Annotated in this window: 15 protein-coding genes; 5 read left to right on the top strand and 10 right to left on the bottom strand. The window is 70.1% G+C overall.

The window, feature by feature from the left end; all coding sequences use genetic code 11:
• Window positions 1-99: 99 nt before the first annotated feature.
• On the bottom strand, window positions 100-630 hold the full coding sequence (locus tag ABD893_RS00345; protein WP_345075491.1) for a GyrI-like domain-containing protein: 531 nt from the start codon (window positions 628-630) through the stop codon (window positions 100-102).
• Between the two features lie 197 nt (window positions 631-827).
• On the opposite strand from ABD893_RS00345, the gene recR reads away from it, so the two are divergent.
• Both recR and ABD893_RS00335 read left to right on the top strand, forming a co-directional pair.
• Entirely contained in the window at window positions 828-1,421 is a 594-nt protein-coding gene (gene recR, locus ABD893_RS00340; protein ID WP_345075490.1) for a recombination mediator RecR, read from the top strand.
• A gap of 18 nt (window positions 1,422-1,439) precedes the next feature.
• Window positions 1,440-3,152 carry a hypothetical protein gene (locus ABD893_RS00335; protein WP_345075489.1) on the top strand — a complete coding sequence of 571 codons (1,713 nt, stop codon included), beginning with the start codon at window positions 1,440-1,442 and terminating at the stop codon, window positions 3,150-3,152.
• Between the two features lie 98 nt (window positions 3,153-3,250).
• Here ABD893_RS00335 and ABD893_RS00330 read toward each other — a convergent pair whose 3' ends face one another.
• From ABD893_RS00330 to ABD893_RS00310, 5 genes are all read right to left on the bottom strand, one after another.
• The gene (locus ABD893_RS00330) at window positions 3,251-4,396 is read right to left on the bottom strand and encodes an ABC transporter permease (RefSeq protein ID WP_345075488.1); all 1,146 of its coding nucleotides are present in this window, start codon (window positions 4,394-4,396) and stop codon (window positions 3,251-3,253) included.
• Complete coding sequence (locus tag ABD893_RS00325) at window positions 4,396-5,790, bottom strand: ABC transporter ATP-binding protein (RefSeq protein ID WP_345075487.1); 1,395 nt, start codon at window positions 5,788-5,790, stop codon at window positions 4,396-4,398. Before ABD893_RS00325 ends, ABD893_RS00330 begins: the two co-directional genes overlap by 1 nt.
• A gap of 332 nt (window positions 5,791-6,122) precedes the next feature.
• Complete coding sequence (locus ABD893_RS00320) at window positions 6,123-7,499, bottom strand: extracellular solute-binding protein (protein WP_345075486.1); 1,377 nt, start codon at window positions 7,497-7,499, stop codon at window positions 6,123-6,125.
• Window positions 7,500-7,774: 275 nt separating this feature from the next.
• Window positions 7,775-8,776 carry a carbohydrate ABC transporter permease gene (locus ABD893_RS00315; RefSeq protein ID WP_345075485.1) on the bottom strand — a complete coding sequence of 334 codons (1,002 nt, stop codon included), beginning with the start codon at window positions 8,774-8,776 and terminating at the stop codon, window positions 7,775-7,777.
• A gap of 14 nt (window positions 8,777-8,790) precedes the next feature.
• Window positions 8,791-9,654: a carbohydrate ABC transporter permease gene (locus ABD893_RS00310; protein ID WP_345075484.1), complete on the bottom strand. Its 864-nt coding sequence runs from the start codon at window positions 9,652-9,654 to the stop codon at window positions 8,791-8,793.
• 186 nt (window positions 9,655-9,840) lie between these two features.
• Here ABD893_RS00310 and ABD893_RS00305 point away from each other — a divergent pair, with 186 nt between their 5' ends.
• A complete protein-coding gene (locus tag ABD893_RS00305) occupies window positions 9,841-12,267 on the top strand; it encodes an NAD(+) synthase (RefSeq protein WP_345075483.1) in 2,427 nt (808 codons plus the stop codon).
• A 271-nt stretch (window positions 12,268-12,538) separates the two neighbouring features.
• On the opposite strand, the gene ABD893_RS00300 is transcribed toward ABD893_RS00305, so the two are convergent.
• Genes ABD893_RS00300 through ABD893_RS00290 form a run of 3 tightly spaced genes read right to left on the bottom strand, consistent with a single transcriptional unit; the run spans window position 12,539 to window position 15,750 of the window.
• Window positions 12,539-13,444: a carbohydrate ABC transporter permease gene (locus ABD893_RS00300; RefSeq protein WP_345075482.1), complete on the bottom strand. Its 906-nt coding sequence runs from the start codon at window positions 13,442-13,444 to the stop codon at window positions 12,539-12,541.
• Window positions 13,441-14,421 (bottom strand): carbohydrate ABC transporter permease, encoded by a 981-nt coding sequence (locus ABD893_RS00295; RefSeq protein WP_345075481.1) that lies wholly within the window; start codon window positions 14,419-14,421, stop codon window positions 13,441-13,443. Before ABD893_RS00295 ends, ABD893_RS00300 begins: the two co-directional genes overlap by 4 nt.
• Before the next feature lie 3 nt (window positions 14,422-14,424).
• Window positions 14,425-15,750, bottom strand: coding sequence for an ABC transporter substrate-binding protein (locus ABD893_RS00290; protein ID WP_345075480.1), 1,326 nt, complete (start codon window positions 15,748-15,750; stop codon window positions 14,425-14,427).
• A gap of 409 nt (window positions 15,751-16,159) precedes the next feature.
• On the opposite strand from ABD893_RS00290, the gene ABD893_RS00285 reads away from it, so the two are divergent.
• A complete protein-coding gene (locus ABD893_RS00285) occupies window positions 16,160-17,206 on the top strand; it encodes a sugar-binding transcriptional regulator (RefSeq protein ID WP_345075479.1) in 1,047 nt (348 codons plus the stop codon).
• A 237-nt stretch (window positions 17,207-17,443) separates the two neighbouring features.
• On the top strand, window positions 17,444-19,144 hold the full coding sequence (locus ABD893_RS00280; RefSeq protein WP_345075478.1) for a mannitol dehydrogenase family protein: 1,701 nt from the start codon (window positions 17,444-17,446) through the stop codon (window positions 19,142-19,144).
• Between the two features lie 169 nt (window positions 19,145-19,313).
• On the opposite strand, the gene ABD893_RS00275 is transcribed toward ABD893_RS00280, so the two are convergent.
• Window positions 19,314-20,363 carry a hypothetical protein gene (locus ABD893_RS00275; protein WP_345075477.1) on the bottom strand — a complete coding sequence of 350 codons (1,050 nt, stop codon included), beginning with the start codon at window positions 20,361-20,363 and terminating at the stop codon, window positions 19,314-19,316.
• Window positions 20,364-21,070: the final 707 nt, after the last annotated feature.

Here is a 21,070-nt window from a genome sequence, read left to right as displayed (position 1 = left end):
AGCACTGATCGTCGAAAGCACTGATCGCCGTCGGCCCGAGCACGTCAGCTGGGGGACGAAGACCGCCCCCCACCCGCCGGCGGCGGTGGGAACCGAGGCTCAGACGTCGCGCGGCTCGAGCAGGCTGAACAGATCGGTGCGCAGCCGTGCCGGGTTCATCTCCGGGGACGGGGGCGTCACGTAGAACTCCCAGAAGGGGTACGTCATCTGCTCCTCGGACTCGCCGATGTGCTCCGTGAACTCCCCCCACTTCTCCGCCAGCCCGCCGTAGCCGCCGATATGGGAGATCCAGCCGACGCGGCCCGCCGGCAGCACCGACCCGGTCACCTCATAGCCGCTGGGCAGGGAGAGCGTCTCGGTCAGGGGCGCGTCGAGGGGGAAGCCCACCTCGAGATCGCTGGTCGCGACCGGCGCGCGGTGATGCAGGGCGAAGGCGGGGCCGATCGGGTGCAGCCCCGCGGCTTCCAGCACCTCGACCAGATGCGAGAAGGTGCCGTCCATCAGAGTGGGCATCTCGTACATCGGGAAGTCCCGCTTCGACACCACAGCGGTGGGGACCTCCGGGGCCTGCGCCACCTGACAGACGGAGGCAGGCTCTGCGGAGTCGTAGGGGTAGGGCATCGAGGACATCGATCCTGGTCCTGTTCAGAGTCGACAAAGGGCCGTGCAAGCGCGCGACGACCCGACGCTGACCGTACCGCCCCTGCCTGGGCACCGCCACTCCGAGAGCTGGGAAGCTGCCGCTCGAGGGGCTGCCGACCCGGGCCGGTGGCGGGTGGGTCACCCCGAGGGACCGCCCGTCGGCCCTGGGAACTACAGTTGGGCCTGTGTACGAAGGCATTGTTCAGGACCTCATCGACGAGCTCGGCAGGCTGCCGGGCATCGGCCCCAAGTCGGCGCAGCGGATCGCATTCCATCTGCTGGACGCCGACGATGCTGCTGTGCGCCGACTTGCGGAGGTGCTGGTCAAGGTCAAGGACACCGTGCGCTTCTGTGAGATCTGCGGGAACGTCTCTGCCGAGGAGGAGTGCCGCATCTGCTCGGACCCCCGCCGCAGCGGAGAGATCATCTGTGTGGTCGAGGAGTCCAAAGACATCGTCGCGATCGAGAAGATCCGCGAGTTCAAGGGCCGCTATCACGTGCTCGGCGGCGCGATCGACCCGATCGGCGGGGTAGGCCCGAACGATCTGCGGATCACCCAGCTGATGAGCAGGCTCGGGTCGGGGGAGACCACGGAGGTCATCCTGGCGCTGGATCCGAACATCGAGGGCGAGGCCACCTCCGCCTATCTCTCCCGCCTGCTGAGCCCCCTCGACCTCACGGTCACCCGCCTCGCCTCCGGCCTGCCGGTGGGCGGCGACCTCGACTACGCCGACGAGATGACGCTGGGCCGCGCCTTCCTGGGCCGCCGCGCCGTCTGAGGCCTGCCAGGAGCCCCGATGACCTCGCCGTACAGCCGCTCGCTGCCGCCGCTGAAGGACCTGCCGGCGCCCCACCGGCTGCCACGCGAAACCACCCACCTCACCCCGCCCGGCGAGATCATCGCAGAGTCCAAGGGAGCGATCCGGAAGCGGCTGCTGCGCATCATCTGGGCCCCCGCCCTGGTGCTGCTCGGGCTCTGGTACGTGCTGCTCGCGCTGTATGTCCTCGGCGCGTCGCCGACGTTCTGGATGCTCTCGCTGCTCTCCGCCCTCGCGGAACCCACCTTTCTGCGGGCGGCACTGATCGATCTGGGATTCACCAGCGCCGGACTGGGCACCGCGGCGCTGCTGGTCCCCGCTGCGGCGACCCTGCTCAGCCTGGCGCTGGTCCCCCTGGCCCCCAGCCTGATCGCCGGACTCCAGCCGCGCCGCTTCCTCAGCGAGAAGGAGTTCCAGCGGGCCGTGGCAACGCGGGTGACGGCGGTGCTGATGCTCCCGCCGCTGCTCGTGGTGGCCGCCCTGCCGGTCGCGGTGCTCCTGGGTGCGCCGCAGCCGTGGACCGGTCTCGGCGCCGGTCCGCTGTCCTCCCTGTGCCTGGCGATCCTCGCCCTGCAGCTCGGCGGGGTGCTGGTGCGTCGCACGGTCACCGCGCAGAAGCTGCTGGGGGTTCCCGATGCCGAGGCGCTGCGCACCACTGCCCGCATCGGCCCGGACCCGGAAGAGCGGCGCAATGCCGCCAAGCAGGTCCTGGTCCAGGATCGTCGGCACCTGCCGCCGAACCCCGGGACCGACGCGGCCAGCGCCGCCTTCACCCTGCGCGGTGCGGGGATCACGCTGGCGCTGCTGCTCCGGGCGAGCCTGACCTGGGTGATCCCGGCCGCCGCCGGGCTCGGCTGGCTCATCTTCGGGATCACGGACATGGTCACCGTGATCGTAGGCTTCACCACGATGGATCTCGTGGAGGCAGGCTCTTCGCTGCCCCTCCTGCAGCTGCTGCTCATGTTGCCGGTCGCCGCGGTGGTGCTGCTCGGCCTCGCCCTCACCCCCGGGGTCGCGATGATGCTCTCTGAAGGGCAGCGCGACCAGGTCAAGGACCAGCGCACCTACGAGGACTGGAACCACCGCGCCCGGGTGAACCCGTGGGAGGCGCGAGTGGCGGGACTGACCGGCTGGATCAGCGCCGGCTGGGGCCTGCTGGGCGCCGTCCTGCTCGCCGTGCTCCTGCAGGTGGTGCAGGTCGCGACCGCCCTCAGCTGGGTGTGGATCGTGACCGGAGCGCTGGTGCTGGTGCCCCTGCTGGGCCTGGCCGCTGCCTCCGCCATGCGTCACGGGCTGCGAGATCTGCTCTATGGCCAGGCCGGGGACTATGTGCGCAGGGAGTCCCCGTATGCGCTGGTCGCCCCGGACATCGGCACCCGCGCGGATCGCGCCAAGGACCCCGCCGTGCGGGCCGCACTGCGCAAGCGGCTGCAGGCCGCGGGCGGCGACCACACGCTGGAGATCTTCGACCTCGACGCCGCCGGGGAGCGGCTCTGGGTCGATGACTCCGAGCCCGGCGCGAAGGACACCGCCGTGCGCCAGGCGGACCTCGCCAGCGGGACCCTCCCGGACTTCGGCGGTGAAGGCTCGAGCTTCACCGGCGGCGGGCAGGCCCACGGACAGGCCAGCGGTGGCGAGGTTCCGCCGCGACACGGCATCCCCGATTCCGTCACCGGGCTGCGGGAGCAGTAGGCCGCTGCGGGTGCTGCGGGTGCTGCGGGTGCTGCGGGTGCTGCGGGCGGCGCGGGAGGCCCGGTTGCTGCGACCGACGGGCCGACGGAGGCGCGGCCTCAGGCGATCCGGGTCCCGCTGCCCAGGTGCTTGATCGGTATCGCGAGCCTCCAGGTCGCCAGTGCGAGCGAGGCGCCGCCCGCGAGCATCCACAGCGTCAGCCCCATCGGCCAGAGCGGCCGGTTCGGCACCTCGGCGAGCTCTTCGGGATAGCCCTCCTGGCCTGATTCGCAGAAGTTGTTGTGCGCGGGATGCACGATGGTGGCGGCTCCGCGCATTCCCATCTTGACCAGTCGCAGCACGTCGGCGTTCTGCTCATCCTCGCTCCAGTCCGTCGGCAGCGTGGGTGACGCCTCGGCCAGCAGCACCACGGGGTTGCCCCACAGCAGCGGCATCGTCAGATCGATGCGCGGGAGGCTGACGGTGTCCTGCTCCGCCACGCACCGGGGCACGCTCGTCCCCGCGGCCACTTCGGTGGTGGAGTGGTACGTCGTCACCTCGCGGTCCTGCTGCAGGAAGATCGCCGTGGAGCCCCAGGTGATCGGCAGCACCACGGACACGCCGAACACGATCACATAGGCCAGCACCACGGAGCCCAGCTGCCGGTTCGTCACCGCAGACAGGCCGAGTCCCACCGCGGTCACGCACAGCGTGAGCAGTGCGATGACCAGCACGATGCGCACGAAGTAGAAGAAGCTGATCCCGCCCAGCACCGCGATCGGCACGATCGAGGGCAGGGCCAGCACCAGGAAGGCGAGGCCGGTGAGGAAGCCGGCCAGCAGCTTGCCGAGGACGATCTCCACCGGGCTGAGCAGGCTCGCCTGGAGCGTCGCGAGGGTGCCGGCGGTGCGGTCGCCGTTGATCGACCCGGCGGACAGCGCCGGCACCACCAGCAGCATCGCGAACAGCACCAGGATGACCTGCAGGCTGAAGATCACCGCAGCGACCGGCTCGAGGGAGTCCCACTGCGCGGTGTACAGCGTCGGTGCGAGCCCCAGCCCGCCGATCCCGAGCAGCACCAGAGTCCACACCGCGAGCGCAACATACCAGCGCACCGAACGGATCCGCTGACGCAGCTCGAGCGAGGTGACCAGCCACAGCCCTCGCGGACGCAGAGTCAGGATGCCGTTCAGCGGGCGGCGCGGGCCGGCCGGCGCCGGGCCGCCGAGCGGGGGCTGCCCGGGGGCGGAGGTGGGCACGCTCATCACAGGGCTCCTTCACGGTGGGCGGCATCGGAGGCGAGATAGGCGGCTTCGAGCCGCCCGGTCGCCGGTCCGAATTCGATGACCTGGGCGCTCGCAGTGGTGAGGTCGGCCAGCAGGCGGGCGGCAGTGGCCTCATCGGGCAGCTGCACGATCACCTCTGCATGACCGCTGGTGGTGCGATCCGGGCCGAGCACCCCGCGGTGGCGCACCCCGAGGAGGCTGAGCGCTGCGGCGAGCGCCTGCAGATCCAGCGAGCTGATCCGCCACGGGCGCGGACGAGCGGCCAGATCGCGCACGCTCGAGGCGTCCACCACCCGGCCGGAATCCATGAACACCACGTGATCGGCCATCTCCTCGAGCTCGGTGAGGATGTGGCTGGAGACCAGCACCGTTGTTCCCGCCGCCGCGAGCGAACGGACCACCCGCAGCAGGCGCCGTCGCGAGGCCGGATCGAGCCCGGAGGCGGGCTCATCGAGGATCAGCACCGAGGGGCCATGGATGAGCGCCCGGGCCAGGCCCAGGCGCTGCTTCTGCCCCCGGGAGAGCACGTGGGCGGGCTGCTGCGCGAGGGAGGCGAGATCCAGGAGCTCCAGCAGCTCATCGACCCGCTGCCGCAGCTCCGCCCCGGGCAGGAAGTAGGCCCGACCCATCACCTCGAGCACTTCTGCCACCCGCAGCGAGTCCCACGCCCCGAACTGGTCCGGCATCCAGCCCACGCTCGCGCGCACCGTCGGTGAATCGACCGACGGGTCCACGCCGTTGATCAGCACCCGGCCGGACTGCGGCGCCAGCAGCGAGGCGAGCATCAGCATCAGGGTCGACTTGCCGCAGCCGTTGGGGCCCACCAGCGCGGTCACGGCTCCACGTGGCGCGGTGAAGCTCAGGTCATGCACCGCCTGCACGCGGCCGAAGGCGCGGCTCACATGCTCGGCCACGATCCCCGGAGCAGAGCCGGCGGCGAGGTCGGTGCGGTGGGCGGGCGCCGGGGAGGGTGCGCCGTAGCTCGTGGGGCGGCCGGGATAGGACTGCAGACCGGACGCCGACGGGCCGTTCGGCGTCGGGCCGGCGTGGAGCGGTTCGCTCTGCGTCGAGCCGGCGTGGGGCGGTCGGTTCGGCGGAATCCCGTGCGGGGCTCGACCGTTCTGTGCCGAACCGTTCTGTGCCGGACCGTCCTGCGCCGAACCGTTCTGTGCCGGACCGTCCGAGGTCGGAGAGTTGCGGGCGGGAGTGCTCGGGCCTGGAGTGCTCTGGCCTGGGCCGTCGGGCTGGATCGGCCAGTGGTCGTAGCCACCGGGCATGCTCGATGCCCCCTGCGGCCCCTGTTCCCCGTGCCGGCCCTGTTCTCCCTGCGGGCCCCGGCCCGCGCCCCCGGCCGGGGGTGTGCTGTGCGTCATGCGTACAGACTGGCACGGCGGACCCCAGCGCGGGCGGGACTTCCCGGGCATATTGCGGGCGCAGATCGTGGGGGACTGGTGAAGGGTCTTCCGGAACTGAGCGTCGAGTACGGGCGCCAGGGAGCACGCTCTGGTCATATTTCCGCAGCGTGCGCTCCAGCGCCCGTACTCGACGACGCCCAGGACGTGCCGGGCACCTCAATGGCCCTGCCGGACTGCCGGACTGCCGGACTGGCGGACTGCCGGGCCGTCGAACGAGCCGGGACACCGATCCAGCTCGACTGCCCGACTGCCGGCTCAGCCGGACCGTCGGCCCGGCTGAGCCAGCGGGCTCACTCCGCCATGGCGGCGTTGCCTTCCTCCTGCGCCTGCGGGATGCCCTCCTCGGCGGTGAGGCGGCCGATGAAGACTTCCTGGAAGACCGGGATCGCGGCGGTGAGGCCGGCGTTCGCGCGGGCACCGGTATCAGCCTCGGCGGCGTCCTTCGCGGCATCCACGAAGATGCTGACGTCCACGCCCTTCTCGTCCCAGAACGCGATGAAGGCGTCCTGCGCCTCCACATGGCCGGGGAAGGAGACGCCCTTCTCGGCGAGCGGGAGCTGGCCGTCCTTGCTGCCCAGCCAGGTCAGCAGCTCGGTGATGCCGGCCTGCTGCTCCTCGTCGGCCTGCGCGTTGCCCACCGCGACCACGCCATGCACCAGGGACTTCGCACCTGCCGGGCCGGCCACCGGCGCGGCGAGCGCCCACTCGAACGAGTCGGCGACGCCGTCGGAGATAGCCAGCAGGTTGTAGGGGCCGGACTGGAACAGGCCGAGCTTGCCCTGGGTGAACAGATCGCGGGTGAAGTCACCGTTCTCGTTGGTGTCCGCGGCGCTGGGGGCCACGTTCTCCACGTTGATGAGGTCGGCCATGTACTGGAACGCCTCGATGCCCTCGGGGGAGGCGAAGGTGTACTGGTCATCCTTCTGCCACTCGGCGCCGTTCGAAGCGAGCATCGGGCCGATGATCGCCTGGCGGTCCGCCTGCGAGTTGAAGCCGAACTGCTCACGGGAGTCGGCGTCGAAGCCGTCCTCGCCCGGGTGCTTGCCGGCGCCGTCCACGGTCAGCGCCTTGCCAGCGTCGCGCAGCGAGTCGGTCTCCGCGGAGGGATCGAAGGCGAGGGCCGACGGATCCACACCCGCCTCCTCGACCAGGGCCTTGTTGTAGAACAGGGCGATCGAGTCCCAGATCTGCGGCACGCCCCACAGCCCGCCGTCACGGGTGTAGAGGTCCACCACGGACTTCTCCCACTGGGCGGCACCGTCTGGGATGACCTCGTTGATGTCCAGCAGCGCGTCGGAATCCTTGAACTGGATGTAGTTCGCGGAGTTCATCCAGTACACGTCCGCCGCGTCACCACTGGCCACATCGAGCGGCAGACGCGTCCAGTAATCGGCCCACGGCACCACGTCGATCTTCACATTCCATCCGCTCTCGGCGGTGAAGGCCTGGAACGACTCCTCATACGCGGCCACGGCATTCTCATCCCACAGCCGGAAGGTCAGCGAACCCTTGTCCCCGCCGGTGCTGCCGCCCCCGTCGCTCGCGCCGCTGCCGGCCGCGCCGTCATCGCGGGTATCGCCGCTGTCGCTGGAGGGGGAGCAGGCCGCCGCGGTGGTGAGCAGGCCGGCGGCGGCGAGGGAGGAGAGGAGGGTACGACGGTTCAGCATGTGATGTCCTTCCGGGAACACGAGTGATCCCAGTATCGGCCATCCGGGCAGGTGATGGAGCGGCGTATGTCCCCGCGTGACACCGGTGCCGTGGTGCGCGGGGGCGGGGGTTGCTCACGGGGCGAGTATGCGGTGAGCGGGGCAAAGTGGGGCGATAGGTGCCCCGATTCCCCCTACTTTGCCCCGCTGGCGGGATCAGATCGTGGGCGTGGGCGTGGGCGTGGGCGTGGGCGCGCGGGTGCGATGCCGCCCCCTCACCGCAGCGGCGCCTGGCCTCAGCGCAGCGTCGCGTCGCCCACCGAGCGGGTGATCTGCTTCTGGAACACGATCATCAGGATCACCAGCGGCAGCATCGCGAGCGTGGTGCCCGCCATGACCAGCGTCCAGTTGTTGTTGTACTGGGATTGCAGCGCGGAGGTCGCCACGGTGATCACCCGCCACTCCGGGCCGGAGGTGATCACCATCGGCCACATGAAGTTGTTCCAGTGGGTGACCACGGTGATCAGCACCAGGGTGACGATGATCGGCCGGTTCAGCGGCACCACCAGGTGCCACAGCAGGCGCAGGGTGCCCGCGCCGTCGATCCGCATCGCGTCCATCAGCTCGCTGGGCACGCCGCGGAAGTTCTCGCGCAGCAGGAAGATCGCGTAGGGGGAGCCGAGCACGAAGGGGAGGATCAGCGCCCAGAACGTGTTGCGCAGCCCCACCTCGCTCATCATCAGATACAGCGGCACCACCACGACCACCTGCGGCACCATGAGCGTGGCGATGTACACCCAGAACAGCAGGTCACGGCCGGGGAAGCGGAGCTGGGCGAAGGCATAGGCGGCGAGCACCGAGAACACCATCTGGCCCACCAGGATCACCGCGACCATCTGCACGGTGACCACCACCGGGGTCACGAAGCCGTCGGGCGAGGTGAACAGCCCGATGAAGTTCTCCAGCACCGCTGGTGCCGGGATCGACAGCGGACCTTCCTGCGCGAACTGCCGGGTCGAGGTGAACGCGGTCAGCACGGAGAACAGGAACGGGCCGATCGTCAGCACGGCGGCGACGGCGAGCACCAGATAGGTGACGCCATGGCCGAGCAGGCGTCGCGCGAGCAGCGAGCCGGTCAGGCGGCGCGGCCGACGGGCCGGGCTGCGCCCGTCGGCCGCAGCGGCGCCGGAGGCAGGAGCAAGGGCGTTGGAGGCGCCTGCCAGCGACCTGTCGGCCGTGGGGCTGGCGCTCGCGGGGCGCGGCTCGGACGTACCCGGTGTGCTGTGCGGTGTGGTCATCTGGTCGGCTCCTCTCAGCTCATGTCGTAGGTGATGCGGCGGGAGAACCAGCGCTGCTGGGCCACCGTGATCACCACCAGCAGGAGGAACAGGATCACCGCGACCGCGCTCGCGCGACCCAGGCGGCTGGAGACGAAAGCTTCGTTGTAGATCAGCGAGGCGATCACCTCGGTGCGGTGCTGAGGGCCGCCGCCGGTGAGGGCGAAGACCATGTCGAACACCTGGAAGCTCGCCACCACCTGCGTGACGGCGAGGAAGAACGTGGTGGGCCGCAGCAACGGGATGGTCATGAACCACAGCTGCTGGGCGGGACCGGCACCGTCGATGCGGGCGGCCTCATAGATCGATTCCGGAATGCGGGTGAGCCCGGCCTGGAAGAACAGCGAGATGTAGCCGACGTTCTGCCAGATCGCGACGAAGGCGACCGCGGGCAGGGCGAGCGCGGGGTCGGTCAGCCACTCGATCCGCACACCCAGGATCTGGTTCAGCGCACCGACCGACGGCTGGAAGATCCACTTCCACACCACGCCCAGCGCGAGCGGCGCGCACACCCAAGGAATCACCACGATCACCCGCACGATCGCCGAGCCGGGCAGTGCGCGCACCAGCTGGGTCGCGAGGATCAAGCCCAGCGCGAGCGAGATCGGCACCGAGATCAGGGTGAAGATCCCGGTGACCAGCAACGAGTTCGCCAGCGCGCCGTCCGAGAAGAGCGCCTGATAGTTCTCCAGCCCGATGAACCGGCGAGTGCCCAGAAGGTCCCAGCGGAACAGGGACACGACGAAGGCGAGCAGCACCGGCAGGATCAGGAACGCGGTCACACCGATCAGGCTGGGGGCGATCAGCAGCCAACCCAGCAGGGGTCTGCGAGAGGTCATGCCGCTCCCTCCGGGTGCTGAGCCGTGCGTAGATGCATCGGGTCAACGTATAGCAGGTGAGCACGGCGACGGCGCGTCGCGCGGGCACGTGGACAGCGCCGGCACCGCCACACCCACCACTGCTCCGACCCGACCGAACGGACGCAGATCAGCGCGGTGCGACGAGGCTCCATTACGCTCGGCTCCATGAGCTCCGCGTCGCAGTCCGCAGTCCCGCAGCCCTCCGGCCAGGACCGGTCACGGCCGCCCGGCCAGAACGAGCCGCCGAGGTCCGCGCCGGCTCACCATGAAGCGGCCGCGGCATCGGCCCCGGTGCCCGGCGGGCATGTACCGGCCGCTCCGGACCGTGACCACCGCCTGGACCGCGCGCTGCCCACGATCACCCATGAGGATCCCTCGGACCCCCATGCCTCGATCTACGACCACGGCTTCCTGCGCGCCGCCGCCGTCACCCTCCCGGTCGCGCTCGCCGACCCCGCCACCAATGCCGAGCGCCACCTCGAGGTGCTGCGGGACCTGCACGCGCAGCAGGTGGGGCTCGCGGTGTTCCCCGAGCTGTCGCTGACCGGGTACTCGCTGGAGGACCTGGTGCTGCAGGAGCCGCTGCTGGACGCCGCCGAGCAGGCGATCCTCGCCGTGGTCGAGGCCAGCCGTGAGCTGATGCCGATCATCGTGCTCGGCGCCCCGCTGCGGGTCCCCTCCCGCCACCGCGTGGTGAACGCCGCGATCACCATCCATCGCGGGGAGATCGTGGGCATCCAGGCCAAGCAGCACCTGCCCACCTACCGCGAGTTCTACGAGCGACGCTGGTACGCCCCGGGGGACGACGTCTGCTGGGAGAACGTGCGCATCGGCCGGACGGAGCATCAGCTCACCCCGCACCAGCTGATCGAGGTGCCCGACGTGCCGGGCCTGAGCCTGTTCGTGGAGATCTGCGAGGACATGTGGGTGCCGATCCCGCCGTCGGCCGAGGCCGCGCTCGCCGGCGCGACCGTGATCGCGAACCTGTCCGGCTCGCCGATCACCATCGGCCGGGCCGACGAGCGCAAGCTGATGGCCCGCTCTGCGTCCGCCCGCACCCAGGCCGCGTACATCTACGCCGCCGCCGGGGAAGGGGAGTCCACCACCGACCTCGCCTGGGATGGGCAGACCTTCATCTACGAATGCGGTGACCTGCTGGGCGAGACCGAGCGTTTCCCGCAGGGCCCGCGCGCCACCATCGCAGACATCGACCTCACCCGGGTCGTGGCCGAGCGGCGCCGCATGAACACCTTCGACGACAATCGGCGCATCCACGCCGAACGCCTGAAGGAGTACACCGGCAACCGTGCACAGCTCCTGTTCGGAGTGGAAGCGGCTGACGGGGCCGGGGTGGCTGACGAGCCCGGCGCCCTTCGCGAGGACGGGATGCTCGCGACCTCCTCGGCGGACGTCGTGGCCGACGAGATCTCCTTCGACGCCTGGGACGATGATGAGGACTCCCGTCCCGTCGGCCGCCCCGCGACCGGGCCGCTGCGCCGCAAGCTGGACCGCTTCCCCTTCGTGCCCGACGACCCGGCGCGACTGGCCCAGGACTGCTATGAGGCGTTCTCGATCCAGGTCGCGGGGCTGGTGCGTCGGCTGAGCGCGATCGGCGGCGACAAGCCCGGCGGCACGAAGCCGGTGCTCGGCGTCTCCGGCGGCCTGGACTCCACGCACGCGCTGCTGGTGTGCGCACGCGCCATGGATCTGCTGGGCCGCGACCGCTCCGAGATCCTCACCTATACGATGCCCGGCTTCGCGACCACCGAGCACACCCGCTCCAACGCCGAGCTGCTCTCGCGCGCCGTCGGTGCGAGCTTCGAGACCATCGACATCCGCCCTTCCGCCACCCAGATGCTGAAGGACATGGGCCACCCTTATGCCGAGGGCGAGGAGGTCTATGACGTGACCTTCGAGAACGTCCAGGCCGGTATGCGCACCGACTACCTGTTCCGCCTCGCGAACCACCACGGCGGGATCGTGGTGGGCACCGGCGACCTCTCGGAGCTGGCGCTCGGCTGGTGCACGTACGGGGTGGGCGACCACATGTCCCACTACGGCGTAAACGCCGGCGTGCCCAAGACCCTCATCCAGCACCTGATCCGCTGGGTGGTCGCCGAGGGGATCTTCGGCGACGACGCCTCCGGGGTGCTGCAGGCGGTGCTGGAGACCGAGATCTCCCCCGAGCTGATCCCGGCGCGGGAGGGTGAGAAGGCGCAGTCCACCGAGAGCTCGATCGGCCCCTATGCGCTGCACGACTTCTTCCTCTACCACCTGCTGCGCCGCGGCTACGGCCCGGCCAAGACCGCCTACCTCGCCCATCAGGCCTGGGGCGACGTCGACGCCGGAGAGTGGCCGGCCGGCTACTCCGATGCCGACAAGCGCCCCTACTCCCGCGAGGAGATCAAGCACTGGCTGACGGTGTTCATCCGCCGCTTCTTCGCCAACCAGTTCAAGCGCTCCGCCCTGCCCAACGCCCCGAAGGTGCTGGCCGGCGGCTCGCTCTCCCCGCGCGGCGACTGGCGGATGCCGTCCGACGTGACGGCGAAGGCGTGGCTGGCCGAGATCGAGCGCGAGGTGCCGGGGGAGTAGAGCGTGGCGGCGCCCAGCTCAGCGAGCGGGATCGCCTCCCGCGCCCTTCCGCCGCCCCGCGCCCCGCCGCGCGGCTCCGTCGCCCAGCCAGCGGGGCAAAGTGGGCGAATAGATGCGGCTATTCCCCCTACTTTGCCCCGCTGCGCCTACTTTGCCTCGCTGCGCCTACTTTGCCCCGCTGGCGCCTACTTTGCCCCGCTGGCGCGTGGCGGGTGCCTGACACAGGACCGATGCCCCCTGATGTGGCCCGCCCCGCCGAGCGCGCCCCGACCTACTTCACCGCGCCCATCGACAGGCCGCGCACCAGCTGCTTCTGCGCGATCCAGCCGGCCAGCACCACCGGTAGCGAGGCGAGCACCGAGGCGGCGGAGAGCCGGGCCAGGAACTGCCCCTCCGAGGTCATGGTCGACATCAGGAAGATCGGCACCGTCGCGGCGTTCGCGGCCGTGAGGTTCAGGGCGAAGAAGAACTCGTTCCACGCGAAGATCACGCAGATCAGCGCGGTGGCAGCCACGCCCGGCGCGACCATCGGCAGCAGCACAGTGCGCATGGTGCGCATCAGCGAGGCCCCATCGATCGATGCCGCCTCGAGCACCTCGCCGGGCACTTCGAGGAAGAACGAGCGCATCATCCACACCGCGATCGGCAGGTTCATCGCCGTGTACAGAACGATCAGCGTGAGGATGTTGTCGAGCATCCGCAGCTGCCCGGCGATCACGTAGATCGGCATGATCACGGCGACCACCGGCAGCATTTTCGTGGAGATGAAGAAGAACAGGAAGTCCTGGGTGCGCTTCACGGGGCGGATGCTCACCGCATAGGCGGCGGGCACTGCGAGCACCAGCACCAGCAGTGTCGAGCAGACGGTCGCGATCGCCGAGTTCAGCAGGTACGAGCCGGCGCCGGAGGTGCCGATGATCGAGGCGTACTGGTCCAGCGTCGGGGTGAAGAAGAAGGTGGGCGGGCTCGAGGCCGCCTGGCTCTCCTGCTTGAAGCTGGTCAGCACCATCCATGCCACGGGGGCGAAGAAGATCAGTCCGGCGGCCCAGGCCAGCACGGACAGCAGATGCCCGCTGACCTGACCCTTCGGACGGCGGGGACGGATCGATGTGGCCGCAGGGGCAGGGTGGGCAGCGGGGTGCCGAGGGGCGTCGGCGGTGGCGGTCGCGGTGCTCATGACTGCTCCTTGGAGTTGATGCTCGTGAAGATCAGGCGCAGCGCGAAGGTGGCGATCACGATCGTGGCGATCACGGTGACCACGCCCATCGCGGCGGACTGCCCGATGTCGAAGCCGAGGAACGCGCGCTGGTAGATGTAGAACGGCAGGTTGGCGCTGGCGGTGCCGGGCCCGCCCGCCGTCATCAGATAGATCTGGTCGAAGGTGTTGACGACATAGATCGCGCCCAGCAGCACCGACAGCTCGAGGTAGAACCGCAGGTGGGGCAGGGTGATGTGCACGAAGGTCTGCCAGGGACTGGCCCCGTCCATCGAGGCGGCCTCGAGCACGTCACCGGTCTGAGACTGCAGGCCCGCCAGGAGCAGCAGCATCATGAACGGCGTCCACTGCCACACCAGCGCGATGATGATCGAGACCATCGGGAACTGGCTGGTCCAGTCCACCGGGGAGATCCCTACCGTCCCGATCAGCCAGTTGACCAGGCCGTACGTCGGATCGAACATCGAGATCGACCAGAGCATCGCGCCGGCCACCGGCATGATGAGGAACGGCGTGATCAGCAGCGTGCGGATGAAGCCGCGGCCGAAGAACTTCCGGTCCAGCAGCAGCGCGAGCCCCAGCCCCAGCAGCAGCGAGACGACCACACAGCCCAGCGTGAACAGGATGGAGTTCAGCGCCGCGGTGCGGAAGGTGGAGTCGACGAAGATGTCGAGGTAGTTGCGCAGGCCCACGAACTTCTCGCCCTCGGGGCGCAGCAGGTTGCGGGAGCGCAGGGAGTACCAGATCGTCAGCAGGAACGGGATCTGGGTGCAGACGACCACGAACAGGAACGCGGGCATCAGCGGCAGTCGGCGCCGCCAGGCCTCGGCCTTGGAGTAGTCGCCGCCCTGGGAAGGGCGAGTGCGGGGTCCGTCGGCCGACGGGGTGCGCGGTGCGTCGGGTCCGCGGCCGACGGGAGCATCGGTGGTGGTCGACATGGCTCAGCCTTCCCATCCGTAGGTGCGGGCGACCGATTCGGCGAAGCCCTGGGACTGCTTCAGCGCCTCGTCGACGCTCTTCTGGCCCGCGATCGCGGCGGAGAACTGCTGGCCGACGCGGGTGCCGAGGTCCTGGAACTCGGGGATGCCCACGAACTGCAGGCCCGGGTAGGGGACCTCCTCGGTCATGGACTGCTCCTGGGTGGCGGCCGCCATCGAGTTCAGGGTGGGCTCGGCGTAGGTCTTCGAGAGCTCCGCGTACTCGGGGATCTCGTAGGTGGACAGCCGGGAGCCGGGCGGCAGCGCCTCCCAGCCGATCTCCTCGCCCACCAGCTGGAAGTAGTCGGGATGGGTCATCCAGGCGATGAACTCCCAGGCCGCATCCTTCTTCTCGCTGGTCTCCGGGATGGCCAGCGCCCAGGAGTACAGCCAGCTGGTGGAGTCGGTGAGCTCGGTGGGTCCCAGGGCGTAGCCGGTCTTGCCGACGACGGTCGAGGACCGAGGGTCCTCGATGCCGGAGACCATCGAGGTGGCGTCGAACCACATGGCGGCGTTGCCCTGGCTGACCAGGTTCAGGCAGTCGCCGAACCCGGAGGTCGCGGCACCGGGCTGGCCGAAGGTGCGCACCGTGTCGACGTAGGTGCTCACCGCCTCGCGCACTTCGGCGGACTCGAGGGCGGGGGCCCAGTCCATGTCGAACCAGCGGCCGCCGAAGGTGTTGATGACGGTGTTCATCGGGGCGAGGTTCTCGCCCCAGCCGGCCAACCCGCGCAGCGCGAGGCCCGTCATGCCGGCGTCGGGGTCGTGGAGGACCTCGGCGAACTCCTGCAGCTCGTCCCAGCTGGGACGCTCGGGCATCTCGAGCCCTGCCGCGTCGAAGAGGTCCTGGCGGTACACGAGGAACGCGCTCTCGCCATAGAAGGGCACCGAGTGCATGGCGCCGTCCACGGTCAGGGCGTCCTTGATCGTGGGGATGAAGTCCTCGGGCTGGTAGCCGTCGGTCTTCGCGATATAGGGCTCGAGGTCGGTGAGCCAGCCGTTGGCGGCCCACAGCGGAGTCTCATAGTTGGAGATCATCACGACGTCGAACTCGCCGCCGCCGGAGGCGACCGACGCGGTGATCTTCGCGCGCGCCTCGTTCTCCGGCAGGGACACGAAGCGCACGTCGATGTCGGGGTGCTGCTCGGTGAAGCGGTCGATGAGGCTGATCGCGTCCTGCATCTGCGGATTCGAGACGATCGCGACGACGAGCGATTCCTTGCCGCCGGAGCCTGCGCCGCAGGCGGCGAGGCCTGCCGCACCGAGCCCGGCGAGGCCTGCTCCGAGCACGCTGCGACGGTTGGGCTGGAGCGTGCGGAAGGGCTGCGGTGCGCTGGAAGTCTGCGGCGAGCGGGGACGCTGGCGGGTGCGGGGATCCCGCGGAGGTGGCGGCGATCCTGGAGGTAGGCTCAGCCCCGAGCGGGGGTGAGGGGAGGGGGAGAGGGGTCCCATGACTGGTCTCCTGTGAGCGGTTCGGGCCGGGGGCCGGCGGTGTCCGACATGGTCGACCGACAGCGATGTCGGTCTCGCGCTGGGTGACGCGCTGAGAGCGTCGCGCAGAGAGCACACGACAGCTCTGCCGCGACCCTCACTTGATAGTTGTAGACGCTCAACTGAGAGTGAGCGTAGTCATATACTCTCAACTGAGCAAGGGGCGGGCACAGATGTTCGTCGCGCGATGAGTGCGGAAGGAGTCGCCATGGGGTCCAGGGAGCCCTCCGGAACGGATGCTGGAGCGGGGGTTGCGGGTGGTGACGCTGCGGGCAGGCGCCATCCATCCGACGGCGGCGCAGCCCGCGGTCGTGCGGCCGACGGCAGTGCGGTCGACGACCGCTCCCTCAAGGTCGCGCTGGCGACCGAGCACTATCTCGACGGCGTCTCCAAGGTGGAGCTCGCCCGCCGCCACGACCTCTCCCGATTCCAGGTCGCGCGCCTGCTCGACGAGGCCCGCGCGGAGGGCATCGTGCGCATTGAGGTCGTCGATCCGGTGGCCGCCGGGCGCGATCACGCCCCGCTCGCCGCGCAGCTCGGCATCTCCTCGGTCACCGTCGCCTCCGCTCGCCCGGGGGAGTCGATGCGCGCCGCGATCGCACGACAGGTCGCCGGCCTGCTGCCGCTGCACCTGCAGGAGGGCGGTCGCCTCGGCGTCGCCTGGTCCCGCACCCTGCTCCACCTCCCCGATTCCCTCGGGGTGCTGCCCCTGGCGGACATCGTCCAGCTGGTCGGGCCGCTCAGCGCCCCCGGCTACTCCACCGCACAGTCCTCCGCGCTGGTCCACTCCCTCGGCCGGCACACCGGCGGGCAGGTCTGGGCGCTGCCCACCCCGTTGATCGTCGACTCCCCGCAGGTCGCAGCCTCGCTGCGGTCGATGGAGGAGGTCCGTTCGGCCCTCGATGCGGCCGACGCGCTCGACGTCGCGATGGTGTCGATCGGGGCCTGGTCCGCCGGAGCCTCGACCCTGTGGGCACGGCTGCGGCCCGACGAGCAGCAGCGCGCACAGGACGCCGGGGTGGTCGCCGAGATCTGCGGAATCCTGCTGAACGGCAGCGGCGCGGTCTGGCACTCCACCATGGAGGATCGGGTGATCGGGGTCCGCGCCGACCAGCTGCGCCGGGCTCGCGTGATCGCGGCCGCACCGGCGGTCGGGCGACCCGAAGCCGTGATCGCCGCCGCACGCTCCGGGTTGGTCGACGACATCGTGCTCGCCCCGGAGCTCGCCGACCAGGTCGCCGCACTGCTCGACTGAGGGTGCGGGGTCGGGCATGGGTGTGGCTGCGGCCGCGACTGTGACGGCGGGTGCGGGGGCGGGCGCGGGTGCGAGTATGGACGCGGGTGGCGAGCGCGGGACCGGGGTCGCGACTGTGTGGCGAGAACCTGCCCCGGGACGGCGCACTCCCGGATCAGGTGAGCGATAGGTCTGCTCATTTGACGACGGGGTGTGTATCGTCGGACTCCCACCGCACTCGCCGACGAAGGATGAGCCATGACCGCGCTGAACGCCTCCACCCTGTCCGAGATCGGCACTCGCGGCGAGGTCGCGGTGCCGAGCTATGCCCCTGACGAGCGACGCATCGGCATCGTCCACTTCGGCGTCGGCGGCTTCCATCGCGCGCACCAGGCCATGTACCTGGACCGGCTGATGAACGCCGGCCGGGACCGCGACTGGGCGCTCTGCGGCGTGGGCCTGCTGCCGGGCGACGCCCGGATGCGCGATGCGCTCACCGCCCAGGACGGGCTGTACACGCTGGTCACCAAGGCGCCCGACGGAGCCCGCGACCCTCGCATCGTCGGCTCCATCGCGAAGTACCTCTTCGCGCCCGACGACCCCGAGGCCGTGCTCGCCCAGATGACCGACCCGGCGGTGCGGATCGTCTCGCTGACCGTCACCGAGGGCGGCTACAACTACAACCCCTCCACCGGTCAGTTCCAGTACGAGACCGAGGCCGTCGCCGCGGACCTCTCCACCGGTTTCGCCGCCGTGGGCGCCGCCGCGGCGGGCCCGGACGGTGCGAACGGTCCGGACGGTGCGGACGTTGTGAACGGTGCGAACGGTCCGGACGGTGCGGACGTTGTGAACGGTGCGAACGGTCCGGACGGTGCGGACGTTGTGAACGGTGCGGACGGTGCGGATGGTGCCGGGGCGGATCCCGCGCACCCCGCCGGGCACCCTCGCACCATGTTCGGCTTCGTCGTCGAAGCGCTGCGCCGCCGCCGCGAGGCTGGCACCGCACCGTTCACCGTCATGTCCTGCGACAACGTGCGCGGCAACGGTGACCTCGCCAAGCGCATGATCCTCGCCTATGCGCGTCGCCGCGACGAGAACGGCCTGCATGGCGATGCCCCGATCGCCGACTGGCTCGAGTCCGAGGTCGCCTTCCCCAACTGCATGGTCGACCGCATCACCCCGGTCACCGCGCCCGAGGACATCGAGATGATCGCCAGCGACTACGGCATCGAGGATGCCTGGCCGGTGGTGAGCGAGGACTTCGTGCAGTGGGTGCTCGAGGACCACTTCCCTGCCGGTCGCCCCGCCTATGAAGAGGCCGGCGTGCAGATGGTCGAGGACGTCGAGGCCTACGAGCTGATGAAGCTGCGCCTGCTGAACTGCTCCCATCAGGCCATCGCCTACTTCGGCCTGCTGCTCGGCCAGACCTACGCCGACGAGGCCGCGGTCGACGAACACCTCGCGCCCTTCACCCGCACCCTCTACATGGACCATGAGGGCACGCCCGCCGTTCCCGAGGTGCCCGGCATCGACCTGGACGCCTACAAGGACGAGCTGATGGCCCGCTTCGCGAACCGCGAGGTCAAGGACACCCTGGCCCGCCTGGCCGCCGAGTCCTCCGACCGCATCCCCACCTGGCTGGTCCCTGTGATCCGGGAGAACCTCGAGGCTGGTCGAGACGTCACCGCCTCCGCCGCGATCGTCGCCTCCTGGGCCCGCTACGCAGAAGGCACGGGAGAGAACGGTGAGGAGTGGCCGGTGGTGGATCGCCTCCACGACCGTGTGATGGCCGCCGCCGCCCGCCACGACGAGGACCCGCTCGCCTTCCTTCGTGATGAGGAGCTCTTCGGCGACCTGGTCCAGCGCGAAGCGTTCACGACGCCCTACCTCCACGCTCTCGAGATGCTCCGCACCACCGGCGCCCGCGCCCTCCTTGCGGAGCTCGTCACCAGGACCTGAGGCACCCCCTCCCGCGCACCTTTCCCGCCGCGTGAGCGGGGCAAAGTGGGGCGATAGCTACCCTTATTCACCCCACTTTGCCCCGCTCACGTGGCAGTTCCCTCCGGGGGCGGGCGATCCGCGCCACCGTCCTGATCACGTCGCTGGGCGACTCATCTGGCTGGGCGACTCATCTGGCCGGACGGCTCGCGCGATCCGGTGATGGCGAGATGATCGGGGCCGAGCGCGAGGCGGGTCGTCGTCGGCGTGGGGCGCGTTGCGCGCCGGGGTCGGCGGTGGGGCGCCAGCCATGCTTCAGGAGCGCTTCCCGCATCCGCCGCAGCCCACGGCGGCACCCGTTGTGGAGGTCGACAGCGACCGACTGCACCTCGATCCAGCCATGCGCTTCCCGGAGCTCCCGACGCCTGATGTCTTTCTCCTGCTGCTCCTTCGTGCGGTGGGACGGCCCGTCATGCTCGACGCACACCTTCCACTCGGGCCAGGCCAGGTCCGGTTCGCCGAGGTCAACCCCATCGGTGAACTGGCGAACGTTCAGCTCGGGGGTGGGGAGCTGTGCTCGGCCCGCGGCGAGGCGAAGAGTCGTCTCGGCGGCGGAATCGCTGCCGATTCGAATCAGCGTGAGCGCCTCTCTCAGACGTGGCCTGCCGGTGCCGGGGTAGGCGAGTGTGGCATCGATGAGCTGGGCGGGCGTGGCGTAGGGCTCAAGACGGTTCTCCGCCCAGGCGCGCGGGATCCGCACCAGGTGGTCGCCGATCTTCACGAGCTGGTCGAGGGAGACCTCCTGAGCGAGATCGAGCCAGGTGCGAATCCGACTGGTGACTCTCAGGTCCGAGATCGTGACGATCTCCTCAGCGCGCAAGCGTTGCCGATTCCAACGCAGGAGCTTCGTGTCGCGATGGACGAGATCGCCGGCAGTCAGATGGACGGGGGTGATCTGCGGAGCCGCGTCCCATCTCTGCAGTGCCTGCGTCAACGGGAAGCCCCAGTGCCGTGCTGCGCTCTGACCTCTCGCCACGACCAGGGGGTCGCTGCGGGTCATCGCGGTCAGGAGCGCGAGCTCCGTGAGGTCGACGTCCGTGCGGGCGTAGATCCCGTAGCCCAGCCGGCGGAGATCATTCGCCCTCAGCCGATCCACGCTCACCCCAGCCTGCTTCGCCTCCGCCGCCGTGAACACGGCATACGGCAGCGATGGTGGCAGCGGGTAGGGGAGTCGGGGCATGGGCACATGCTCCGCCGCGCGGAGGCTCCTCCACCCCGTCATCCACAACCCCGAGGTCACTGCTCTGCCCACCGATCCTCCCCATGGAGGAGTTCTCTTTTCGGTGATCCTGGCGTCGAGGGAGGGTCGGGCGTTGCCCGAGAGCAGCCCTCGCGCCAGTGGGGCCCGTCCCGTCGCGCCAGTGGGGCCCGTCCCGTCGCACCAGCGGGGCAAAGTAGGGGGATAGCGGAATCTATCGCCCAACTTTGCCCCGCTGGCGAGGTGGAGGTGCCCGGCGATGAGGCGGAGGGCCCGCTGGCGGGGTGGGGGGCCCCGAGGACAGCACTCGTGAGCAGTACCCGTGAGCGGCGGAGAATACGCCTCTGCCTGGCCTGGCCTGATCACGCCACGCCCGGGGGGATGTTGTGCTGGTCACGGGGCTGAATCGCGCTGACCAGGGGGCCTGTCTCGCATGCCGAGGTCACTGTGGCCAGGACCAGGCATTTTCGTAGACTGGGCGGCGGCTGGTGCCCGCTCGCAGGGTGCCCGGAGCCGCGTCGGGCGAGTGAAAGCACTGCCCATCGGCGCGGCGGAACGGGAACATTTCTGCGGTACCGATCCAGCCCAGGGCCCGCCCACCAGCGGTCCCACTCAGGGCCCGCCCACCTAGGGCAGGCCCGTCCAAGGCCCGCCCCACGGCAGGCCCGTCCAGGGCCCGCCCACGGCTG

Origin of the sequence: Brachybacterium paraconglomeratum (assembly GCF_039541415.1) — a bacterium.
In the GTDB taxonomy this organism is placed as follows: Bacteria; Actinomycetota; Actinomycetes; order Actinomycetales; family Dermabacteraceae; genus Brachybacterium; species Brachybacterium paraconglomeratum_A.
Note: the sequence above shows the minus strand (reverse complement) of the source record. Positions and strands in the feature narration are given on the sequence as shown.

What these genes read in the sequence shown, in the direction of transcription:
- ABD893_RS00345 (WP_345075491.1), bottom strand. Translation starts at nt 630, where the DNA reads ATGTCCTCGATGCCCTACCCCTACGACTCCGCAGAGCCTGCCTCCGTC.
- ABD893_RS00335 (WP_345075489.1), top strand. Translation starts at nt 1,440, where the DNA reads ATGACCTCGCCGTACAGCCGCTCGCTGCCGCCGCTGAAGGACCTGCCG.
- ABD893_RS00330 (WP_345075488.1), bottom strand. Translation starts at nt 4,396, where the DNA reads ATGAGCGTGCCCACCTCCGCCCCCGGGCAGCCCCCGCTCGGCGGCCCG.
- ABD893_RS00325 (WP_345075487.1), bottom strand. Translation starts at nt 5,790, where the DNA reads ATGACGCACAGCACACCCCCGGCCGGGGGCGCGGGCCGGGGCCCGCAG.
- ABD893_RS00320 (WP_345075486.1), bottom strand. Translation starts at nt 7,499, where the DNA reads ATGCTGAACCGTCGTACCCTCCTCTCCTCCCTCGCCGCCGCCGGCCTG.
- ABD893_RS00315 (WP_345075485.1), bottom strand. Translation starts at nt 8,776, where the DNA reads ATGACCACACCGCACAGCACACCGGGTACGTCCGAGCCGCGCCCCGCG.
- ABD893_RS00310 (WP_345075484.1), bottom strand. Translation starts at nt 9,654, where the DNA reads ATGACCTCTCGCAGACCCCTGCTGGGTTGGCTGCTGATCGCCCCCAGC.
- ABD893_RS00305 (WP_345075483.1), top strand. Translation starts at nt 9,841, where the DNA reads ATGAGCTCCGCGTCGCAGTCCGCAGTCCCGCAGCCCTCCGGCCAGGAC.
- ABD893_RS00300 (WP_345075482.1), bottom strand. Translation starts at nt 13,444, where the DNA reads ATGAGCACCGCGACCGCCACCGCCGACGCCCCTCGGCACCCCGCTGCC.
- ABD893_RS00295 (WP_345075481.1), bottom strand. Translation starts at nt 14,421, where the DNA reads ATGTCGACCACCACCGATGCTCCCGTCGGCCGCGGACCCGACGCACCG.
- ABD893_RS00285 (WP_345075479.1), top strand. Translation starts at nt 16,160, where the DNA reads ATGGGGTCCAGGGAGCCCTCCGGAACGGATGCTGGAGCGGGGGTTGCG.
- ABD893_RS00280 (WP_345075478.1), top strand. Translation starts at nt 17,444, where the DNA reads ATGACCGCGCTGAACGCCTCCACCCTGTCCGAGATCGGCACTCGCGGC.
- ABD893_RS00275 (WP_345075477.1), bottom strand. Translation starts at nt 20,363, where the DNA reads ATGCCCCGACTCCCCTACCCGCTGCCACCATCGCTGCCGTATGCCGTG.